Raw genomic sequence first — 21,191 nt, forward strand, 5'->3', positions numbered from 1 at the left:
CGGCGCGATTGCCCGCGGTGACGCGACCTCACCCTTTGCTGACCGCCGCCAGGATCTCCGGCAGCCGTCGTGCCGTCCGCGGCGCCGCCAGCCGTAGCCCCAGCACCGTGATCAGGGCCCCGTACCCGGCGCCCAGTGGCAGCAGCAGCCAGGTCCACTCGTCGCCGTCCGCCGTGACGTTCCCCCAGATGGTGAGAGCGATGACGGGGGCGGCGAGCAGGGCCGCTGAGACCATGCCGCCGAAGATGGAGATCCAGGCGAGGCCGGTCTGGCCGGGGGCGACGTTCTTGTAGCCCTCCTGGGGGATCGAGTACGGGAAGCGGGCCGAGGACCACGCGCCGGTGGCCAGCATCGCGCCGAGCAGCGCGAAGGAGAGGCCGAGCACCTCGGGCAGCTTGGGCCAGTCGCCGAGCATCGCGGTCGTCAGGACGGTCACGAGGGTCGCGTACGGCAGGGTGATCACCAGGAGTGCCAGCGCGCGCCCACGGAGTTCGACGTATGCGTCCCGGGTGGACGAGATCGTCATCGCGACGATCCAGAACGCGGACGTGTCCTGCCCGAACTGGTTGTACATCTGGATCCCGAGCATCCCCGCCGCGAAGCACGCGAAGTAGATCGAGCCGGTGCCCTGGAGCGCGTTGAAGACCGGCACGATCAGGCCGATGGCCAGCGATGTCACCCACGCCGCCTTGGTCTTCGGGTCGCGCCACACATAGCGCAGGCTGCGCTCCATGACCGTGCCGGTGCGGCCCGAGGGCAGCAGCCGGCCGAGCCCCGAGGAGCCCCGCTCCCGCGCGGCGGGCTCGGCCGCCTGCACGGTGGACCCGTCAGGCGAGGTCATCAGCCGGGTCAGATGACGGGACCACAGCGCCAGCAGACCGACCAACGTGGCCACAGCGAGGACGAGTTGGGCGATGCCCACTCCGTACGACCCCTCGCTGACCGAGTCCACCGCACCGATCGCCGAGGCGGGCGGCAGCCACCGCAGTACGTCCGCCACGGGGTCGAGCTTCGACAGGCCGCCCGCCGAACCGAGCCGCTGCGCGCCGAAGTTGACCAGTTGTGCGCCGATCGCGATCACCAGGCCGCTGAGCACCGCCAGATCGCGGCCCTTGCGGCTGGACAGCAGCCGGATGTTGGCGGCCGCGACGGCCCGTGCGAGGGCCACGCAGACGAGCAGGGCCACGACGACGGCGACCACGGCGGTGACGTACGCCGCCGCGCCGTGTGCCACGGAGATCACGGAACCGATGAGCAGGCACAGGGTGAAGACCGGCCCGATGCCGACCAGCGAGGCCGCGAGCAGCGCCCGTACGAGCGGACGCGGGCGCAGCGGCAGCATCACCAGCCGCGTGGGGTCGAGCGTCTCGTCGCCGCTGGGGAAGAACAGCGGCATCACGGCCCAGCCGAGCGCCAGGACCGCGACGAGCAGCACGGCGACGGCGGTGGCGTGCGCGTTGCCGCGCAGCGCGATCAGGCCGAGCAGCTGGAGGGCGGCGAAGAGCAGGACGAGGACGACGGAGGTGACGTACGCGGCCCGCCGTCCGGCGGACTGCCGCAACCCGTTGCGCAGGAGCGACAGCTTCAGCCGTACGACCACGGGGGTGATCGACACGGCGGAGACACCGGCGTTGCTGCTCATCGCGCGGCCCCACCGCCCAGCCAGTCGAGATCGGCCCCGGCGGTGCGGCCGTGCGCGCCGACCAGCTCGAGGAAGGCCTGCTGGAGGGAGGGCGCGCCGCCGCGCACCTCCGCGAGCGGACCGTGTGCGCGGATGCGCCCCGCGGCCATGACGGCGACCCAGTCGCACAGCGACTCGACCAGCTCCATCACGTGGGAGGAGAAGACGACCGTGGCGCCCGAACCGGTGTACCGCTCCAGGACGCCGCGGATGGTCTGCGCGGAGACCGGGTCGACACCCTCGAACGGCTCGTCGAGGAAGAGGACTTCGGGGTTGTGGAGGAGGGCGCAGGCCAGGCCGATCTTCTTGCGCATGCCGGTGGAGTAGTCGACGACGAGTTTGTGCTGGGCGCCCGCGAGGTCGAGGACGTCGAGGAGCTGGGTGGCGCGCTTGTCGACCTCGGCGCCGTGCAGACCGCGCAACCGGCCGGTGTAAGCGAGGAGTTCGCGCCCGGAGAGCCGCTCGAAGAGCCGCAGTCCCTCGGGCAGCACGCCGATGCGGGCCTTCACCTGCACCGGGTCGCGCCACACGTCGTGGCCGACGACCTCGACGGTGCCCTGGTCGGGCCTGAGCAGCCCGGTCACCATCGAGAGGGTGGTGGTCTTCCCGGCTCCGTTCGGACCGACGAGCCCGATGAACCGGCCCGCGGGCAGCTCCAGATCGATCCCGGCGACGGCGACCTGCTCCCCGAACCGCTTCCACAGCCCGCGCACACGTACGGCGGGCACAGCTTCCCCAGCTCCCTCGGTCATGCAAGCACCCTAAGGGGGAGCGCCCTGCTTTCAGGGGCGCGGGGAACCGTGTGAGCAACCACGGACCCACCGCGCCCCCCCAAAGGACCGGGCCGGGCAGGACGGACCGCTGCGGCTACCGATCCCGCCCGCACGCATAGGCGAGCGGTGAGATCAACTCCTCCGCGTCCGGAAGCCAGCGATTCGCGGGCGTCGGCCGGCAGGCCCACTGAACGGCGCCCCGGGACCCGTACCGCGTGGGGGGCGCCGCCACATACGCCCCCTCCCCGAGGGCGACCAGATCGAGGGCGGCCGGCGGCCACCCCAACTTCCGTACCAGATCGGGAACCTTCGTGGCGGCGCCCGGCAGCACGAAGAAATGCATGCGGCCGTCCGGCGTGCAGGTCACCGGACCGAGGGTCAGCTCCATCCGCTCCATCCGGGCAAGAGCGAGGAACCCGGCCGTCTCGGGCACATCGATCGCATCGAACGTCCGACCCGTGGGCAGCAGAATCGACGCCGCCGGCTGCTTCGACCACATCCGCCGCGCGACGGTCGCACTGCCTGTCGCCTGCGTCACCCAGTCCTCGCGCGCTGGATGCGCGCCGGGCGCGGCGCACGCGGGCTCGCCGCAGGAGCAGTGCTGCACCCCGTCGACGGCTTCCAGCCAGGTGCCCGGGAACACGTCCCAGTGGCGCTCCTCGGCATAGCGCACGGCGGTTTCCTGCAGCGGTTCGCCGCGCTGCTTGGGGATCTGTGCGGTCTCGGTGCCTGCGATGGTCTTTTCCACGCTGAACTCAACTCCCGGGTCCACCTCGGGTTACGGGGGACACGCGCGCGGGGGAGGAGCATCAATTCCGTACGTGGGGCGCATGGATGCACGTGTGGGGGCGCGCATGCGCAACGGCAGCGGGGTGTGGGTAACCAGGGGAGGGGTCGGGCAGCCGCCTTTACCCCGGCAATCCTCATATGTCTCGCATTTTCGGTATGTCGGCGGGGCATTGATCTTCATGGCCAACTTCTTTCGGTGCGGTCGGCCGGTGAAGACACGTCAACTCGGTGCGTGGGCAGGCACCGCAGCCACAGGGGGTACGCCATGGCCGCAAGGCCTCTCGTCGCCAGGCAGCCGAACGAACGGTTGCAGGCGCTCATTCAGGAAGCGGGCTGCTCGAACGCCGGGCTGGCTCGCCGGGTCAACATGTGCGGCGCGGAGCACGGTCTCGATCTGCGCTACGACAAGACGTCCGTGGCGCGCTGGCTGCGTGGGCAGCAGCCACGCGGACGGGCTCCGGCGATCATCGCCGAGGCGCTCGGCCGCAAGCTGGGCCGTACGGTCACGATCGACGAGATCGGGATGGCCAACGGCAAGAACCTCGCGTCCGGCGTCGGTCTCCAGTTCTCGCCGACCGTGCTGGGGGCCATCGAGCAGGTCTGCGAGCTGTGGCGCAGCGACGTAGGCCGCAGGGACTTCCTCTCCGGCTCCTCCGTCGCCGCCTCCGCGCTCGTCGAGCCGAGCCGCGACTGGCTGATCTCCGCGCCGGACTCCCAGGTGGCGCGCTCGGCGGGTCCGCGCGTCGGGCTCTCGGACGTGGCGGCGGTCCGCGCGATGACCCAGGCGCTGGTCGACCTGGACCACCAGTACGGCAGCGGCCATGTGCGCCCGGTCGTCGTGCACTACCTCAACAGCGTGGTCTCCGGGCTGCTCGCGGGCTCCTACCGGGAGGCGGTCGGGCGCGAACTGTTCGCCGCGGTCTCGCGACTGACGGAACTCGCCGGCTACATGGCCATCGACACCGGCCAGCCGGGGCTCGCCCAGCGGTACTACATCCAGGCGCTGCGGCTCGCGCAGGCGGCCGGGGACCGCGGGTACGGCGGATACGTGCTGGCCGCGTCGATGAGCCACCTGGCGGCCCAGCTCGGCAACCCGCGCGAGATCGCGCAGTTGGCGCGCGCGGCGCAGGAGGGGGCGCGCGGGCGGGTGACACCGCGTGCGGAGTCGATGTTCTACGCCGCGGAGGCGCGCGGGCACGCGCTGCTGGGCGACGCGCGTGCCGCCCAGGTGGCGTCCGGGCGCGCCGTCACCGCCCTGGAGTCGGCCGACCCGGCGTCCGGGGATGACCCGACGTGGATCGCGCACTTCGACGAGGCCTATCTGGCCGACGAGTTGGCGCACTGCCACCGGGACCTGGGCCAGTCGGAGGCCGCCGCACGGTGCGCGGAGGAGTCCCTCGCCGGGCACCCCGAGTCGCGGGCCCGCCGCCGGGCGATCGGTTTCGTGCTGCTCGCCACGGCGCAGGTCCAGCAGCGCGAGGTGGAACAGGCCTGCCACACGGGCCTGCGCGCGGTGGAGCTGCTGGGCACCCTCCGCTCCAACCGGGGCGCCGAGTACCTCGACGACTTCCAGCAGCGGCTGGAGCCGTACCGGGACGAGCCGGTGGTGCGGGAGTTCGGGGCGCGCATGGAGTTGCAGGCGGCCGCCTGAGCGCACGGGTGCGAGAGGGCGTGGAAGAAGGTCCGCGCGCGGGCGTGAACATACGACACGCGCAGGTGTGAACGCCGGGCAAACGCGGGCGCCGGGAGGGGGAGGAGGCATATACAGCGCCCCGGGGGACGTTTTTGTTACCCCTGTCACAGGGGGCGGAGGTCACGTCCTGTGCTGCGTGGCACCTGGTTGTCGGGACCCGGTAGCGTGAGCCGACGATTCCGAAGGTCCCCCATTAGTAGGAGTCCCGGTGACGCAGAGTGGACAGGGCGATGAGCCCTCGGCGCAGCCCGCGCGCGAAGGCATCGTGCTGCCCTCCGACGGCGGCGAGCCGCTGCTGCCGGGTACAACAGGCGACCGTACGAGCCCGGCCGGCGGCCAGGCCTGGGGCCAGCCGTGGGGCCCTGAGCAGCCGGCCGCCCCCGCCCCGCAGCCCGACCAGGGCTGGGGAGCGCAGGTGAACGGGGCCCAGCCGTGGGGGGCCGCCGAGCAGCCCCAGTCCACCGCTCCCGCCCCGGACTGGGGCACCCCCGAGGCCTCCCAGGGCTGGGCGGCGCAGCAGCAGCCGGGCGCGGGCGACTATCAGCAGCAGAGCTTCGCGCCGCAGCCGGCGCCCGGTGCCGGTCCGCTGCCGCCCGAGGGCGCCCAGGCGCCGTCGTACGGCGCGCAGGGCGGTTTCGCGCCGGAGGCGCAGGGCGCGCACGCGGGCGCCGGATACGGCGGGTACGCGGCCCAGGGCCGGCAGGGCCAGCAGGCCGCGCACCCCTCGGACCCCGGGAACGCTCTTCCTCAGGCGCCGGACGCGTATGGAACCTCCGGTTCCTCGCCCTCCCTGCCGCCCGCGCCGCTGCCGCCGGCCGCCGATGACGGTGCGACGCAGTTCATACCGCCCGTCCCCGCCCCGGCCGATGAGGGCGCCACCCAGTACATCCCGCTGGTCGGCCCGGGTGCGCTGCCGCCCGAGGTGCCCGCCGACGCGACGCAGTTCCTCGGGCAGGCGCCGCAGGGCGGCCCCGGAGCCGGGCCGCTGCCCGCCGTGGCGCACCCGGACGCCGAGGCCACGCAGTTCATCGCCCCCGTGCCCGCGCAGCCGAGTGCGGCGCCGTACGGCATACGCCCGGGCGGGCCGGAGGACCGGCAGCCCCCCGCGGAGTTCGACAGCCTGTTCCGCAGCGAGCCGGAAGGGCCCGCCTCGACGCAGCAGATGCCGCGCTTCGACCCGTCGGCGCAGGACCCGTACGGCGGTGCGCAAGCCGCGTACGGTGCTCAGGCTCCCTACGGGGCGCACGCCCCCGGCGCGCCGGGAGGCCGGGCCGCCGCACGGCGTGGCGGTGGGTCCGACGGCGACGGTGGCGGCGGACGCGGTGGCCGCAGCGGCTCGCGCGTCCCGCTGATCGCGGCCGTCGGTATCGGTATCGCTGTTCTCGGCATCGGCGCCGGAGCGCTGCTCAGCGGCGGCGACGGGTCCGACAGCAAGAGCGACGGCAGCAAGACCGTGTCGGCCACGGCCCCCACCACTGCGGCCTCGCCGGCCGCCGACCCGGCCAAGGCGCAGGCCGTCGAGCTGGACAAGCTCCTGGCGGACAGCAGCAGCAGCCGCGACTCGGTGATCAACGCCGTGGCGGACGTGAAGACGTGCGACAACCTGGGCAAGGCGGCCAGTGACCTACGTGACGCGGCCAAGCAGCGCGGCGAACTGGTCACCCGGCTCGCCGCCCTTCCCGTCGACAAGCTGCCCAATCACGCCCAGCTGACCACCGCGCTCACCAACGGCTGGAAGGCCTCCGCGTCGGCCGACAACCACTACGCGGCCTGGGCCGACCAGGTCGACGGCAGGAAGGGCTGCAGGAAGGGCCACGCCCGCACCACCCCGCAGCGTCAGGCCGGCGACCAGGCCAGCGGCACGGCGTCCACGGAGAAGGAGAAGGCCGCCAAGCTCTGGAACGCCATCGCCTCCAAGTACGGACTGACGCAGCGGTCGCGGACCCAGCTCTGAACCGTCGCCGGGCTCCTCGGGCACTCCGAGAAGCCCGGCGTCCCTCAGTCCGCGTTCTCCAGGGTCTTCGACACATTGACGAACCCGCGCCGTGCCGACACCAGCTGACCCTGGCGTACGACCTGGAAGGTCACGTCGGCGTTGACCAGGCGCGGGAAGTCGACGGCGGCAATCAGGTCCTCGAAGCGCCAGCTGAGCGTCGGGGTGAGCCCGCCCGTGGTCACCTTGAGGCCGTCGTCGAGGGTGCGCCGGATCGCGTGCGCGGACACCTCGTCGGCGCCGAGCGATTCGATGGCCGCCTTCAGCACGGTGTACGCGATCCAGGTGGTCTGCACTCCGGCGTCCGCGGGGTCGATCCGGTTGTCGCCGAAGGCCTGCTCCTTGATCACCTTGCGCATCGCGTCCCAGCGCGGGTCGTTCGAGTTCGGGTACCAGCCGGTGACGTCCGAGCCCTCGTACGGGCTCGACTTGCCGCCGGTGGCGTCGATCACCGACTGGTCGATGCTGCCGAGGACGGTGCCCGTGCGCACCTTCGCGTAGTCCTCGCGGTCGCGCCGGAAGGAGTCCATGAAGGTGTCGGTGCGGTCGCCGAGCGCGGGCACCACACAGCCCCGCTTGAGCGGGTCGCTGGTCGCGCGCTCGAGCGCCTGCTGGGTCTGCCGCGAGTATTCGGTCGCGTCGTCGGCGGCCCGCTGGTCCGCGGCGGACGTGTGGCCCTCCGACTTCAGGCCGGAGTTGAGCAGGCCGGGGAGCTCGTCGCCCGCGGTGGTGTCGGGGCGGACGAGCGCGACCGGGCCGCAGTCCTTTCCGAGCTGTTCGCCGAGGCCGGCCAGCAGCGCGGGTTCGCCACCGTTCACGGGGTAGGAGAGCGGGCTGGTGAACTCGTCGTCGGTGACGCCGTAGCCGCCGATGTAGGGGATGCCGGCGCTTTCCAGCGGGGCGAGGAATGTCCGGCCGTGCTGGCTGTAGGAGCCGACGACCGCGACGACGTTCTCGTCGACCGCGCGCTGGGCACACTTCGCGGCGTCCACGAAGTCGTTGTGGTCGTTGCAGGTGAGGACCTTGAGCTTGTGACCGTTGATGCCGCCGTGGCTGTTGACCCAGCGGGCGTACGCCTTGGCCATCGCGGGCATGCCGGGTTTGTTCGTCGCGGCCGTCTTCTCGGGCGCCCAGGTCATGACGGTGACGGGGTCGCCCCCGGAGCCCCCCGTGGCACCAGGGACGACCCCGCATCCGACGGCGATCGACGCACACGCGGCCAGCGCGCCCGCGGACAGCAACGTGGCCTTGACGGGCCGGGGGAGGATGGGTGAGCTGGTGCGAGTGCGTCGCCTGCCGGTCATGGACAAGCACGATTCCGTCACATCGCCAACCCAGGAGTGACCCGCGGTCAACGATGGGTGACGTAGAGGTGAATTGCGGGGGTGGATGATCTGTTTTTCACAGGGAACGTACGATCGGTGACCGTGCAAGGTTCGGAGAACTCTTCCCGTCGCGGCCGTCGCTCATCCACCATGGGCGGCATGCCACTGAACGACATGCCGTGGTGGCGCTGGCGCAGCAATGTGCGCTCCGCGCTGCACATGCTCTCCGACCCCGCCTTCCAACGTGACGTCTGGCTCGCCGGTGTCGACGGGTACGGGGACGTCACCGACGCCGTGTACCGCCTGGTCGAGGACACCTGGCTGGACAACTGGTCCGCCGAGAAGTACGTCGGCACGATCTTCCGGGACTCCCAGGAGGCGGCCCTCGTCGACACCGCCGTGCTGCGCGTCCTGCGGATCATGCACCAGGTCGGGCCCGACGCGCCCGTCTCCGCATACCTGGACCACCAGGCCTGGCCGGAGGCCGTCCGCGCCGCCCGTGACGCACACGTGCGCCTGGCGGCGAGCGACGGGGAGGATCCCGACGCTCCGCCGCGGACGCTCGAAGTACTGCGGATCCTGACGCGGTCGGCGTAGCGGCTCTCGGGTGATCGCCGAGGGCGTCCGCGTGGCGGCTCTCGGGCGAGCCCCCAGGGCGTCCGCGTGGCGGGACGGTCGCCCGCCCCGCGCGCCTGGTATGGGACCCTGTCCTGCATGAATGAGGAGTCCGTCCGCGGGGCCGCGCCCGCCGCCGAGCAGTACGTCCTGACCATCTCGTGCCCGGACAAGCCGGGCATCGTGCACGCCGTGTCGAGCTACCTCTTCATGACCGGCTGCAACATCGAGGACAGTCAGCAGTTCGGCGACCACGACACGGGACTGTTCTTCATGCGGGTCCACTTCTCGGCGGAGGCGCCGGTGACCGTGGAGAAGCTGCGCGCGAGCTTCGCGGCGGTCGGTGACTCCTTCCGCATGGACTGGCAGATCCACCGGGTCGAGGACCGGATGCGGGTCGTCCTCATGGTCAGCAAGTTCGGCCACTGTCTGAACGACCTGCTCTTCCGCGCGCGGATCGGCGCGCTGCCGGTCGAGATCGCCGCCGTGGTCTCCAATCACACCGATTTCGCCGAGCTCGTGGCTTCGTACGACATCCCCTTCCACCACATCCCGGTGACGAAGGAGACGAAGGCGGAGGCCGAGGCGCAGCTGTTGGAGCTGGTTCGCGGCGAGAACGTCGAACTCGTCGTCCTCGCCCGCTATATGCAGGTGCTGTCGGACGACCTGTGCAAGCAGCTCAGCGGCCGGATCATCAACATCCACCACTCCTTCCTGCCGAGCTTCAAGGGCGCGAAGCCGTATCACCAGGCGCACGCCCGGGGTGTGAAACTCATCGGCGCCACCGCGCACTATGTGACGGCCGACCTCGACGAGGGGCCGATCATCGAGCAGGAGGTCGAGCGGGTCGCTCACGATGTGACTCCCGATCAGCTGGTCGCCATCGGGCGCGACGTGGAGTGCCAGGCGCTGGCGCGGGCGGTGAAGTGGCACGCGGAGCGTCGCATCCTGCTGAACGGCCGCCGCACGGTGGTGTTCGCGTAGGAGGGTGCGGGGTGCGTTTCGCCCCCGCTGCCCCGCTTGACTGCCTGCCTGCCGCCCCGCTGCCCTTGGCCGCCTGCCGCCCCGGACCCGCACACGCGGGTCGGTCGATCCCGTCAGTGGCTGCCGCCACTAGGGGGTTTCTGATGGATCTCCGCGGCGTCGCGAGCGGCAGTGTTCCGAACCAGCCCTGTATCCCTTGGGCGTTACGTGAGGCGAGGGAAGGCTGGAGACGATGATTGAGCGAAGGAAATTCCTCATGGCCGGTGGCCTGGGGGCTGCGGCCATGCTTCCACAGGGTGTTCTGGGAGCGCGGACGTATGCGGCGACGGCGCACCCGCCGGCAGGGTGTGAGGACCCGGCAGGGACGCCGAACACCCCTCCGCTGAAGAGGTTCGTCGACCCGCTGCCCAGGCCGATGGCGGCCATCCCGGATCGTTCCGTCTATCCGGGCGCCGACTACTACGAGTTCACGATGCGTCAGGGCACGTGGCAGTTCCACCGAGATCTCGGGCCCTCACCGGTGTGGGGTTACTGGGCCGCGAACCCGAACGATCCCCACAAGCCGATCGGCATGGGCTATCTCGGGCCGACCTTGAACACGACCAGGGACCACCCGACGGTCGTCAAGTGGCGCAACGAGCTGCCGACCACCCACATGTTCCAGCACGTGATCGACCTGATTCGCAAGCCGGACCCGGAGCTGACCCCGATCCCTCCGCCTCCCTACAAGTCCGTCCAGCCCTTTCCCGCGGACATCGACGTGTGGAACGTCGTGCACCAGCACGGCGGTTACACAGCACCACAGTCCGACGGCCTGCCGATGCAGTCGTTCAGTCCGGAGGGCTTCCATGCCGAGGGCTACACCACCCTGGACCCGGGCCGGGCCAAGCCCAACGAAGCGATCTACGGCTACACCAACCATGACCATTCGTGCATGCTCTGGTATCACGATCACGCCATGGGGATGAGCGCCATCAACGTCTATGCGGGCCTCGCCGGCCTCTACTTCGTTCGTGACCCCGCCGACGAGCGGCTCGGTCTGCCGCGAGGCGAATTCGAGGTCCCCCTCATCCTGCAGGACCGGACCTTCAACGCGGACGGCTCGCTCGCCTACACCATGACCAACAGGGAAGGCGAGGACACCCCGGTCGTCAACGGGAAGGCATATCCTTTCCTGGAGGTCGAACAGCGACGCTACCGCCTGCGCATTCTCAACGCTTCGAACGAGCGCTTCTGGCGGCTGAGGTTCGACGTTCCCAGAGACGTACTTCTCCAGCCCCAGCTGCCGTTCTGGCTGATCGGCACGGACGGCGGCTTCCGCGCTCCGTTGCAGATGCTGGACTTCCTGATCGGTCCGGCCGAGCGGTACGACCTGATCGTCGACTTCAGCAAGATTCCCGTGAACAAGCACGTCACATTGACGAACTACCCGGGAACGCAGGTTCACTCCCCCGGCATCCCCGGCTGCGGACCGGAAATCGCGGACATCATGCGATTCAAGGTCACCAAGCCACCGTCCGGAGGTGGGGACAGGTCGACGCCGCCCGAGAAGCTCAAGCTGCAGGCGGTCCCGCCCATCAAGCCGAAACCGCACACCCGCCGGCGGGAATGGGTCGTGTACCAGCACCAGCTCTTCAGGACGATGACGTTCAACGCGATGCCGTTCATGGAGCCGTCCCAGGACTTCATCAAAGAGGGCTCGACCGAGATCTGGGAGTACATCAATCCCAACCACGACGCCCACCCGATGCATGTCCACCTCGTCAACTTCCAGGTGTTGAACAGGCAGCCGATCGACGCGGCCGCCTACCAGAAGCAATACGACAAGTGGGTCTACGGTGGCCGCAAACCGGAGGACTACCCGGTGCTGGCCAACTACTTCACCGGCCCACCGATCCCGCCGGACCCGGACGAAGCGCTGTCCTACAAGGACACGGTCAAGGCCCCCGCGCAGATGGTGACCAGGATCATCATCCAGGAGTTCATCCCGCCGACGGATGAGATCGCGTCGATTCCGGGCAGCGGCGCCAAGCTCCCGGCGACGTACATCCACCACTGCCACCTTCTCGAACACGAAGACGACGACCTGATGCGCCCCTGGACGATCGTCCGGGCCGACACCCCTTACGGGACTGGCGTCGCCCATGACCAGCGCGATCTCGGTCAGGCCGCAGGACACGGCGCCGGGCGGCATCCGGGCAGGAGCACGGATCCAAAACCGTGAGCGGGTGAGGCGACGTCCGGTTGGCCCGGTCCGTACGCGACGAACTCTGGTTGGTGCGGGCGACCGCTCAAGTCGCCTGCACCGCCCGGAGCTTCGACGTGCTGCCTGTCTGCCACCGTCTGCCTGATCAAGTCGCCCACCCGGCCGCACCGTGTGCTCACGGATCTGTCGCCCACCCGTCCGCACCGTGCGCTCACGGATCTGCCGCCCACCCGTCCGCACCGTGTGCTCACGGATCTGCCGCAGCGGTCGGCCACGCCGGCCGGTCCGCGACGCCGGTGCGGGAAGCGTCAGGGGGCGCGGGAGCGAGAACCTACATCCGGCTCAACGACGCCGCCGCGAACAGCACCTCGCTGATCGCCTCGCGGTCCCCGTCCTGCCCGGCGGCCGCCTCCTCGGGCGACACATGCCCGGCCGCCAGTCGGCAGAACTCCACCCCGTCCAGCGCGACGTGCGCCACCTCGCGATCGGCGGAGCCCGCCGTACCGGGGGAGTCGAGCGGGATCAGCCAGTCGCCGCCCCCGGAACCCTCGATCTCGAGCCGCAGGCTCCGTCCCGGCGCGCCCGCCGCCACAAGGTGCCGGGTCGGCGCGGTGGAGAGCCCAGCTCGTCGGCGGGCGGCCAGCGACCCCGGCAGCATCCGCGCCGCGAGGTCGATCATCCGGTGGAGATGCCGCGGCGCCGGCGGCTCGTAGGGATAGTCCACCGCGTCCGCGATGTCCCCTGCGTGGACCCAGCACTCGAAGGCCCGGTCCAGCATCGAGTCGCGCAGCGGCAGTTCGAAGCCGCCGTACGGCACGGTCAGCCGGCCGGAACCGCCACCCGCGAACGACACCGTACGCACCAGGTTGTGGCTCTGCTCCCGCCAGGGCCCGCGCACGGACCGGGTGGGCGGGAAGTGCGAGCCGCGCCAGTACGCCTCGGTGCGCCCCTCGGGGGTCGGGTCCTCGGAGGCCGGGCCGGTCGGGCCGAGCGGGTCATCCAGGCCCAGCGCGAGGGCGACCAGCCCGTCGACGCTGAGCAGATGCGCGATGACTCCCGCGACCGTCGTACGACGGCTCACGGGCGTGGCGCCGTCGAACCAGCGCAGCCGCACGGGCGCGTGCCACTCGGCACCGCCTATGTCCTGCAGCAGGGCGTCGAGACGTGCGGTCTCCGCGTCGTACGGAGCCGCCCACTCGGGAACCGGAATCCTGGGCGGGCGCCGGTCGAGGCAGCCCTCCAGCACCCGGGTGCGCAGCGTCGGGTCGAGGTCGAGGCTCTCGGGCGGGTGCAGCAGCCCGACCGCCCCGCGCAGCCGCAGCGCCTCGTCCGCGCAGGACCCGCAGTCCCCGAGGTGCTCCTCGACGGCCGCGGTCTCCTCGGCCGAGCAGGCGGCCAGCGCCCACGCGCCGAGCAGTGACTTCAGCACCCGGTGTTCGAGGACGAGCGGCGTCGGCGTCGGCGCCGGAGCGGCGGCCGGCTCGGGCAGAGGCCGCCCGGTGTCCTCTACGGAGGAACGCGGCGGCGGTATCCGCGGCGGCTTCCCCGGCTCCTCACCGTTGCCCTGGTCGGACCCGCCCGGCCCCTCCGGTCCCCGGGGTCCCTGGGGACCTCCAGGTCCCTGGGACCCTTCGCCTCCGTCGGCCGAGACCTCCTCCGGCTCTACGCCGCCATCCCCGGCGCCCGCCTGCCCCTCGTACGCACCGTCCTTCTCGTACCCGTCCTTCTCGTACCCGTCCTCTTCGTACCCGTCCTCCTCGTACCCTTCATGCCCCTGCTCCTCATACCCGTCGCGCTCTCCGAGCGCCACGAACCGGTCCGCTCCTCCGTTCACCGCGCACCCCCGTATTCGGGCGGTGCGCCGGCGGGGCCGGCGTCGTGGGCGGTGGACAGGAGCTGGAGGCCGAGGCGGAGCCGGCGGCGGGCCTCGTCCTCGGTGACGCCGAGGTCGGCGGCGGCCTGACGGTAGTCACGGCGCTGGAAGTAGGCGAGCTCCAGGGCGGCGCGCAGCGGGGCGGGCATGGACGTGACGATGTAGTCCGCACGGGCGGCGACGGACGCGCTGCGCACCTTCCGTTCCAGCTCCTCGGTGGTGCCGTGACCGCCACGGGCGAGCGCGGCGGTCTCGGTCGCGCGCAGCCGCTGTACGGCGAGGCGGTGGGTCAGCGTGGCGACCCAGGAACGCATCGGGCCCTGCTTGGGGTCGTAGGCGTCGGCGTTCTCCCAGATGTGGGCGAACACCTCGCGGGTGATGCCGTCGGCGGCCCGCTCGTCCCCGAGCACGCGGTGGGCGAGGCCGTGCACGAGCGACGCGAACCGGTCGTAGAGCTCACCGAGCGCGGCCGCCTCTCCGCGTGCGAGCCGCTGCTGCATCCTGCGGTCCCAGCGGGGCGGTGCGTCCTTCTTCGCCATGCGGCCCCCTCACCCCTGGTCGTGCCCGGCGCCTGTCCCTGTGCTCGGCCTCTGTGGTGCTGTACAGCCTGTGCGCACTACTGCCTCGAATGTAGTCGGCACGTCTGACAGCGCACGCCCCTTTACGTCATTGCGCGCCCCCGGACAGGCCGTAGATGGTAGAAGCCCATCGTCTTCCCCATCGAATCCGATCGAATCAGACCGTACGAGTCCGAAACAGATCGCTCGCTACACAATTTCGACCGTGGACCGACGTTTCTTCGTTCGCGGACCGGTGTTTCATGGAACGACGGCGGGGCAGCCGCGCTGGAGGGAAGCGTAGGGACTGCTTCCGTTTCCGGTGGGTGAGGCGAGCGAGAGGCGTAGCGGTGACGCTCAAAATGACCGACGGCGAAGAGGGCGGGTGGGCCGTGCTGCGGGTGTCGGGCGAGCTGGATCTCGTGACGTCCCCGGTGCTGCGCCAGCGAGTGCATGACGCGGTGGCCGACGGACGCCACAGCCTCGTCCTCGACCTCTCCGAGGTCCTCTTCTGCGATTCCAGCGGTGTCGGCGTGCTCATCGCCACCCGTCGGCTCATCCGCTCGTGCCAGGGTCGGCTGCGGCTGATCCTGCCCGCCCAGGGCGCGCTCGACGGCTCCCACGTCAATCGTGTCCTCGCGGCCCTCGGCGTCCGCCGCCTCTTCGACGTGTACCCGGACGTCCCCACGGCCGTCGCCGACGAGTCGAGCCCCCTCTCGGCGTGACGTCTCCCACACGCCCCGCGACACATCGCCACACAGTTGTCCCAGAATTCCCGCAGTCTTGGTACAACCGTCGTTTTCCCGCTCCCGCGACGGCCGCGGCGTCGTACGCTCCGTGCCAGATGAACCCCCAGTCCGGCGGAGAGACCGGCTGAGATGTGAGGCGGTCCGAACACACCATGGTCAACACCGAGTACGAGCGCAGGATTGCCGCGCGGTTCGCCGGCTTCGACCAGGACGGCAATGGCTACATCGACCGGGAGGACTTCAACGCCGCGACCAAGGCGGTCCTCGCCGAGTTCGGTACGACGGCCCGGTCGGACAAGGGGCAGGCCCTGTATGTCGGCGCCGAGGCGTTCTGGCAGGGCATGGCCGGGATAGCGGACCGGGACGGCGATCAGCGGATCACCCGCGAGGAGTTCGTGAGCGGCGCGGTGAAGCGGCTGCGCGACAACCCCGAGCGGTTCGCCGAGATCGCCCGCCCCTTCCTGCATGCCGCCCTCGCCGTCGCGGACACCGACGGGGACGGCGCGGCCACGGTCGAGGAGACCGAGCGTGTCCTGAGGGCCCTCGGTGTGCGCGACGAGATCGCCGCCGTCGCGGCCGCCGCCCTCGATACGGACTCCGACGGCCGGATCGGCGAGGCGGAGATCGTGAGCGCGTTCGCCCGCTACTTCACGGTGCCCGAGTGAATCACTACTTCACGGTGCCCGAGTGAATCACTGTGAATAGCGCTCCCTGAGCCGGTACTTGAGCACCTTGCGCAGGGTGTCGTTCCGCGGAAGGGCGTCCACCACCTCCAGCTGCTCCGGCAGCTTGTGCACGGACAGCCCTTCGGCGCGCAGATACGACGTGATCGCCGACAGGGTCAACTCATCGCTCCCCGGCGGCTGTTCGACCACCGCGCAGACCCGCTCCCCGCGCTCGGCGTCGGGCAGTCCGATCACGGCCGCATCCCCGACGTCCGGGTGCCGGTGCAGCAGGTCTTCGATCTCCTTGGCCGAGATGTTCTCGCCCTTGCGGATGATGATGTCCTTCAGGCGGCCGGTGAGGACGAGGTGCCCGCTCTCCGTCAGATGCCCGACGTCCCCCGTGATCAGGAACCCGTCCACGTCGAAGGCCTCCGCCGTCTGCGCCGGATCCAGGTACCCCTGACAGACGGCCTCCCCGCGCAGCCGTACTTCGCCGTCGACGCCGTACGGCTGCGACGCCCCGTCCGCGTCCACGATCCGTATGCTCATGCCTTCCGGGGGCCTGCCCTCCGTCGTCGCCAGGTTCTCGACCGTGTCGTCCGGCGACCCCATCGTGATCATCGGGACCTCGGTCATCCCGTACCCGTGGGTGAGCTGCACACCCATCTCCCGTACGACGCAGTGGTAGACCTCCGGCGGCTTCGGCGCCCCGCCACCCGCCAGGAGCCGCAGAGTCGCGATGACCGGCTCGCCCGGCTGCTTGCGCTGTTCGGCGAGGAACATCGAGTAGAAGGCCGTCGAGCCGCCCGCCACCGTCACCGCGTGCTTGCGATAGCCCTCCAGGGCGGCCGGCAGCGCGAAGTGCTCGAACATCACCGCCGGGAAGCCGTACAGCAGCAGCATCACCGTGTAGTCGGGCCCGGCGATGTGCGCGTACGGGAAGGCCATCGAGCCCACGTCGTCGGCCGTCAGGTGCAGCGCGTGCGCCAGGCACGAGCCGCCCGCGATCAGCGAACGGTCCGTGTGCAGTACGCCCTTGGGGTCGGAGGTGGTCCCCGAGGTCCAGTAGATCCAGCGGACGGAGGTGCCGTCGGCGGGCGGAGCGGGGAGCACGGCGGGATCGCCGTCCGGCAGCGTGTCGTACGCCTCGAACACGCCCCTCGCGCCGAGCCGACGCGCCATCGCCGTGTGGTCGAAGCCGCGCCACTCGCCCGGTACGGCGAAGTACTCCGCCTTGGACTCCCGTAGCGCGAAGCCGACCTCGCGGTCGCGGTAGAAGGGGATCACCGGGGACTGCACGGCGCCGAGGCGGGCCAGCGCGAAGGACAGCAGCGCGGTCTCGATCCGGGTGGGCAGCTGCCAGGCGACCACCGTGCCGGGTCGTACGCCCATGTCGTACAGGCCCGCCGCGACCCGTTCGGCGCGGTCGCGCAGTGCGCCGAAGCTCAGGGAGCGGTCGTCCTGGAGGAGGACGGGTCGGTCGGGGGTGAGGTCGGCGCGGCGCGCGACCAGTTCCCAGAGCGTGCGCGCGAAACTCAGGGTGTGTGCGGTGTCGTTCACTTCGACCCCCTGTAACTGACGGACTGTCAGATCGTGGGCAGAGCGTAGGGCTCGCTGCCTTGTCGGTCCATAGGTGCGGGGCTAGCCTGCTTGTGCAGATGAATCTGACGGGTCATCAGAAACGTACGCCAGGCGGAGGGGAACCATGACCGAACTGCCCCGCATCATCAGCGTCGACGACCATGTGATCGAGCCCGCGCACCTCTTCGAGACCTGGCTGCCGCAGAAGTACCGCGAGCGCGGGCCGCAGCCCCTCACCGCCGGAATCGGCGAACTCGCCTACGTCGGCGGCAAGTACCAGATCACGATGGACCCGGAGGGGCCGCCGACCGACTGGTGGATCTACGAGGACCTCAAGTTCCCGTACAAGCGCAACATCGCAGCCGTGGGCTTCGACCGCGACGAGATGACCCTGGAGGGCATCACGCGCGCGGAGATGCGACGCGGCTGCTGGGACCCCGCCGAGCGCCTCAGGGACATGGACCTCAACCATGTCGAGGCCAGCCTCTGCTTCCCCACCTTCCCCCGCTTCTGCGGGCAGACGTTCGCCGAGGCGCACGACAAGGAAGTGGCCCTGGCCTGCGTGCGCGCGTACAACGACTGGATGGTCGAGGAGTGGTGTGGCGACAGCGGTGGCCGGCTGATCCCGCTGTGCCTGATCCCGCTGTGGGACATCGACCTCGCGGTCGCCGAGATCCGGCGCAACGCGGCCCGTGGCGTGAAGGCCGTGACCTTCTCGGAGATCCCCACCTACCTGGGACTGCCTTCCATCCACTCCGGCTACTGGGACCCCTTCTTCGCGATCTGCCAGGAGACGGGCACGGTCGTGAACATGCACATCGGGAGCAGCAGCCAGATGCCCGCCGCCTCCCCGGACGCGCCCCCCGCCGTCCAGGCGTCGCTGTCCTTCAACAACGCGATGGCCTCGATGATGGACTTCCTGTTCAGCGGGGTCCTCGTGAAGTTTCCGCGCCTCAAACTCGCCTACTCCGAGGGGCAGATGGGCTGGATCCCGTACGCCCTGGAGCGCGCCGACGACGTCTGGCAGGAGCACCGCGCCTGGGGCGGGGTCCGCGACCTGATCCCCGAACCCCCGTCGACGTACTACTACCGGCAGATCTTCTGCTGCTTCTTCCGCGACAAGCACGGCGTCGCGTCCCTGGACGTGGTGGGGCGCGACAACGCGACCTTCGAAACCGACTACCCGCACGTCGACTCGACCTTCCCGCACACCAAGGAGGTCGCCCTCGACCATGTGAAGGGCCTCGACGACGAGACGATCCACAAGCTGATGCGCGGCAACGCGATCCGGATGCTGGAACTGGACCTCTAGTGGACAGGGGCCTGTAGTGGACCTGGCGTACACCCCGGAAGAGGAGGAGTTCCGCGCACGGCTGCGCGAGTGGCTCGCCAAGGTGCTCCCCTCGCTGCCCCCGAAGCCGTCCCCCGACGACTGGCCGGGCAGACGGACCTACGACCTCGGCTGGCAGCGGATGCTGTACGACGCCGGGTACGCGGGCCTGCACTGGCCCGTCGACGCGGGCGGTCGGGGCGCCACCCCGACGCAGCACCTCATCTACCTGGAGGAGACGGAAAAGGCGGGTGCTCCCTATGTAGGGGCCAATTTCGTCGGGCTGCTGCACGCCGGGCCGACCATCGCCTCCGAAGGGAGTGCCGAACAGCGGGCGCGCTGGCTGCCGCCCGTGCTGCGCGGCGAGGAGGTCTGGTGCCAGGGCTTCAGCGAGCCGGACGCCGGCTCGGACCTCGCGGCGCTGCGCACGCGCGCGTGGCGGGACGGCGACGACTACGTGGTGAGCGGGTCCAAGATCTGGACTTCCCACGCGGAGGTCGCGGACTGGTGCGAGCTGCTGGTCCGCACCGACGCCACCGCCCCCAGGCACCGCGGCATCTCGTGGCTCGCCATGCCCATGGACGCGCCCGGGATCACCGTCCGGCCGCTGCGCACGCTCGCGGGCTCCGCCGAGTTCGCCGAGGTCTTCCTCGACGAGGTGCGCATCCCGGTCGCCCACCGCGTCGGCGCCGAGAACGACGGCTGGCGGGTGACCATGGTGACGCTGTCGTACGAGCGCGGTACCGCCTTCGTCGGAGAGGTCGTCGCCTGTCGGCGCGTGCTGGGCGAACTCGCCCGCGAGGCGCGAAAGAACGGCCGCTGGGACGATCCCGCGCTGCGCCGTCGGCTCGGCCGGCTGAACGCCGAGTTCCGCGCCCTGTGGCGGCTCACGCAGTGGAACGTCAGCGAGTCGCAGCGGACCGGGGGAGTGCCCGGAGTCGGCGGCTCGGTCTTCAAGCTGCGGTACTCGCACACGCGCCAGGAGCTGTACGACGCGGCCGCCGAGGTCCTCGGTCCCGAGGCGCTCGACCTCGGGCGGGAGTGGACTTTGGACCGGCTCTCGTCACTGTCGTACACCATCGCGGCCGGTACCTCGCAGATCCAGCAGAACATCGTGGCCGAGCGGATCCTGGGCCTTCCCAAGGGGCGGTGAGCTCTCCGAAGTGGACTTCCAACTCACGGATGATCAACGGGCGTTGAAGGCGGGTGTGCGTGAGCTGCTGACCGCGCGCTTCGGCCGGGAGCGACTGCGGGCCGGTGCGGACGACGGGCCGCCGGGGCTCGACCGGTCGCTGTGGCGCGAGCTCGGGGAGGCGGGGCTCTTCGCACTGCGGCTGCCGGAGGCGGACGGCGGGGTCGGACTCGGACTGCCGGAAGCGGTGCTGGCCTTCGAGGAGGCGGGGCGGGTGCTGCTGTCCGGCCCGCTGATCGCGACGTACCTCGCGGCCGGCACGGTGGACGGGGCGGCCACCGGCGAGACCGTGGTGGCCGCCGTCGACGGGGTGCTGGTGGAGTGGCTGGCCGAGGCCGATGTCGTACGAGGGGACGCGACCGGCGCCGAGCCGCTGCGGTCGGTCGATCCGCTGACGCCGCTGCACCGGGTGCCTGCGCCCGGCGTATCCCTGGGGGCCGACCCCGACGCCGCACTCCTCACCTCGCTTCTCACCGCCGCCGAACAGCTCGGCGGCGCCGCCCGCACCTGCGAGCTGGCGGTGCAACACGCCCGGACGCGGGAGCAGTTCGGGCAGCCGATCGGGGCCTTCCAGGCGATCAAGCACCTGTGCGCGCAGATGCTGGTGCGCGTGGAGGTGGCGCGCGCGGCCGTCTACGCGGCCGCCGTGACCGCCGACCCGACGGATGTCGCCGCGGCCCGGCTGCTCGCCGACGAGGCCGCCGTGCGCGGCGCCCGCGACTGCCTCCAGGTGCACGGCGGCATGGGCTTCACCTGGGAGTCCGACGTCCATCTGTATCTCAAGAGGGCATGGGTACGGACGCAGCGTGCGGGTGGAGTAACACAGAGTGAGGGCATGTTGGCGGACGATCTCTTGGCCGGAGCGGACTGAAGGGGCTCTGTGCAGGCACGACGCGAGAAGGGCTCGCACGAATGTCGCGGATCGTGGCATACCGGAATTACAGAGCGTTGATACCGGGTTGTGTCCTAGGCGTGACTTGTCACGGCCTGGAGTCGGCGCCGGGCTCGGGTACCTTGTGTGGGATGCGAGTGGTTCTGAGGCTGAGCCATCCCGGTGTTGCCCCTGAGGCGGCGCCGGACCCGGCGTTGCGTGCCGCTCGCGAGGCAGGACGGGCCCCCGTGCCTGCCTGTTCGACTCCCCGTGGCGAGCGTCGCACAGTATGCCGCACGCGTACTCCTTCGCGC

At 70.8% G+C, this 21,191-nt stretch carries 17 protein-coding genes; 10 read left to right on the top strand and 7 right to left on the bottom strand.

Going from position 1 to position 21,191, the window contains the following annotated elements; translation table 11 throughout:
* Window positions 1–28 precede the first annotated feature (28 nt).
* The 3 genes from IEY95_RS13565 to IEY95_RS13575 all read right to left on the bottom strand — a co-directional run bounded on the left by IEY95_RS13565 (window position 29) and on the right by IEY95_RS13575 (window position 3,202).
* Window positions 29–1,642: a transporter gene (locus IEY95_RS13565; RefSeq protein ID WP_189186239.1), complete on the bottom strand. Its 1,614-nt coding sequence runs from the start codon at window positions 1,640–1,642 to the stop codon at window positions 29–31.
* Window positions 1,639–2,433, bottom strand: coding sequence for an ABC transporter ATP-binding protein (locus IEY95_RS13570; RefSeq protein ID WP_189186240.1), 795 nt, complete (start codon window positions 2,431–2,433; stop codon window positions 1,639–1,641). The genes IEY95_RS13565 and IEY95_RS13570 overlap by 4 nt, the downstream gene beginning before the upstream one ends.
* 115 nt (window positions 2,434–2,548) lie before the next feature.
* The gene (locus IEY95_RS13575) at window positions 2,549–3,202 is read right to left on the bottom strand and encodes a bifunctional DNA primase/polymerase (RefSeq protein ID WP_189186241.1); all 654 of its coding nucleotides are present in this window, start codon (window positions 3,200–3,202) and stop codon (window positions 2,549–2,551) included.
* Between the two features lie 306 nt (window positions 3,203–3,508).
* Between IEY95_RS13575 and IEY95_RS13580 the strand changes: the two genes are divergently transcribed.
* Window positions 3,509–4,894 (top strand): NsdA family TPR-like regulatory protein, encoded by a 1,386-nt coding sequence (locus tag IEY95_RS13580; protein WP_189186242.1) that lies wholly within the window; start codon window positions 3,509–3,511, stop codon window positions 4,892–4,894.
* A 250-nt stretch (window positions 4,895–5,144) separates the two neighbouring features.
* Entirely contained in the window at window positions 5,145–6,890 is a 1,746-nt protein-coding gene (locus IEY95_RS13585; RefSeq protein WP_189186243.1) for a hypothetical protein, read from the top strand.
* 44 nt (window positions 6,891–6,934) lie between these two features.
* Here IEY95_RS13585 and IEY95_RS13590 read toward each other — a convergent pair whose 3' ends face one another.
* Window positions 6,935–8,233 carry an ABC transporter substrate-binding protein gene (locus IEY95_RS13590; RefSeq protein WP_189186244.1) on the bottom strand — a complete coding sequence of 433 codons (1,299 nt, stop codon included), beginning with the start codon at window positions 8,231–8,233 and terminating at the stop codon, window positions 6,935–6,937.
* A 117-nt stretch (window positions 8,234–8,350) separates the two neighbouring features.
* Between IEY95_RS13590 and IEY95_RS13595 the strand changes: the two genes are divergently transcribed.
* From IEY95_RS13595 to IEY95_RS13605, 3 genes are all read left to right on the top strand, one after another.
* Window positions 8,351–8,851, top strand: a complete 501-nt coding sequence (locus IEY95_RS13595) for an SCO4402 family protein (protein ID WP_189186245.1) — start codon at window positions 8,351–8,353, stop codon at window positions 8,849–8,851.
* Window positions 8,852–8,968: 117 nt separating this feature from the next.
* Window positions 8,969–9,853 (top strand): formyltetrahydrofolate deformylase, encoded by an 885-nt coding sequence (purU, locus tag IEY95_RS13600; RefSeq protein ID WP_189186246.1) that lies wholly within the window; start codon window positions 8,969–8,971, stop codon window positions 9,851–9,853.
* Between the two features lie 256 nt (window positions 9,854–10,109).
* Window positions 10,110–12,077: a multicopper oxidase family protein gene (locus IEY95_RS13605; protein ID WP_189186247.1), complete on the top strand. Its 1,968-nt coding sequence runs from the start codon at window positions 10,110–10,112 to the stop codon at window positions 12,075–12,077.
* A 313-nt stretch (window positions 12,078–12,390) separates the two neighbouring features.
* Here the strand turns inward: IEY95_RS13605 and IEY95_RS13610 are convergent, their stop codons facing one another.
* Window positions 12,391–13,869, bottom strand: coding sequence for a maleylpyruvate isomerase N-terminal domain-containing protein (locus IEY95_RS13610; RefSeq protein ID WP_229702874.1), 1,479 nt, complete (start codon window positions 13,867–13,869; stop codon window positions 12,391–12,393).
* A 20-nt stretch (window positions 13,870–13,889) separates the two neighbouring features.
* Window positions 13,890–14,471, bottom strand: coding sequence for a sigma-70 family RNA polymerase sigma factor (locus IEY95_RS13615; RefSeq protein WP_189186248.1), 582 nt, complete (start codon window positions 14,469–14,471; stop codon window positions 13,890–13,892).
* A gap of 380 nt (window positions 14,472–14,851) precedes the next feature.
* On the opposite strand from IEY95_RS13615, the gene IEY95_RS13620 reads away from it, so the two are divergent.
* Window positions 14,852–15,214, top strand: coding sequence for an STAS domain-containing protein (locus tag IEY95_RS13620; RefSeq protein ID WP_189186249.1), 363 nt, complete (start codon window positions 14,852–14,854; stop codon window positions 15,212–15,214).
* Window positions 15,215–15,390: 176 nt separating this feature from the next.
* Window positions 15,391–15,903 carry an EF-hand domain-containing protein gene (locus IEY95_RS13625; RefSeq protein WP_189186250.1) on the top strand — a complete coding sequence of 171 codons (513 nt, stop codon included), beginning with the start codon at window positions 15,391–15,393 and terminating at the stop codon, window positions 15,901–15,903.
* 27 nt (window positions 15,904–15,930) lie between these two features.
* Here IEY95_RS13625 and IEY95_RS13630 read toward each other — a convergent pair whose 3' ends face one another.
* Window positions 15,931–17,463: a class I adenylate-forming enzyme family protein gene (locus IEY95_RS13630; RefSeq protein WP_189186251.1), complete on the bottom strand. Its 1,533-nt coding sequence runs from the start codon at window positions 17,461–17,463 to the stop codon at window positions 15,931–15,933.
* A gap of 145 nt (window positions 17,464–17,608) precedes the next feature.
* Between IEY95_RS13630 and IEY95_RS13635 the strand changes: the two genes are divergently transcribed.
* From IEY95_RS13635 to IEY95_RS13645, 3 genes are read left to right on the top strand one after another with little or no spacing between them, the layout of a single operon-like run.
* Window positions 17,609–18,796: an amidohydrolase family protein gene (locus tag IEY95_RS13635; RefSeq protein WP_189186252.1), complete on the top strand. Its 1,188-nt coding sequence runs from the start codon at window positions 17,609–17,611 to the stop codon at window positions 18,794–18,796.
* Between the two features lie 16 nt (window positions 18,797–18,812).
* Window positions 18,813–19,967 (top strand): acyl-CoA dehydrogenase family protein, encoded by a 1,155-nt coding sequence (locus tag IEY95_RS13640; protein WP_189186253.1) that lies wholly within the window; start codon window positions 18,813–18,815, stop codon window positions 19,965–19,967.
* A gap of 10 nt (window positions 19,968–19,977) precedes the next feature.
* Window positions 19,978–20,877, top strand: a complete 900-nt coding sequence (locus tag IEY95_RS13645; RefSeq protein ID WP_189186254.1) for an acyl-CoA dehydrogenase family protein — start codon at window positions 19,978–19,980, stop codon at window positions 20,875–20,877.
* Window positions 20,878–21,191 lie beyond the last annotated feature (314 nt).

This window comes from Streptomyces albiflavescens, from assembly GCF_014645835.1.
Taxonomy (GTDB): Bacteria; Actinomycetota; Actinomycetes; order Streptomycetales; family Streptomycetaceae; genus Streptomyces; species Streptomyces albiflavescens.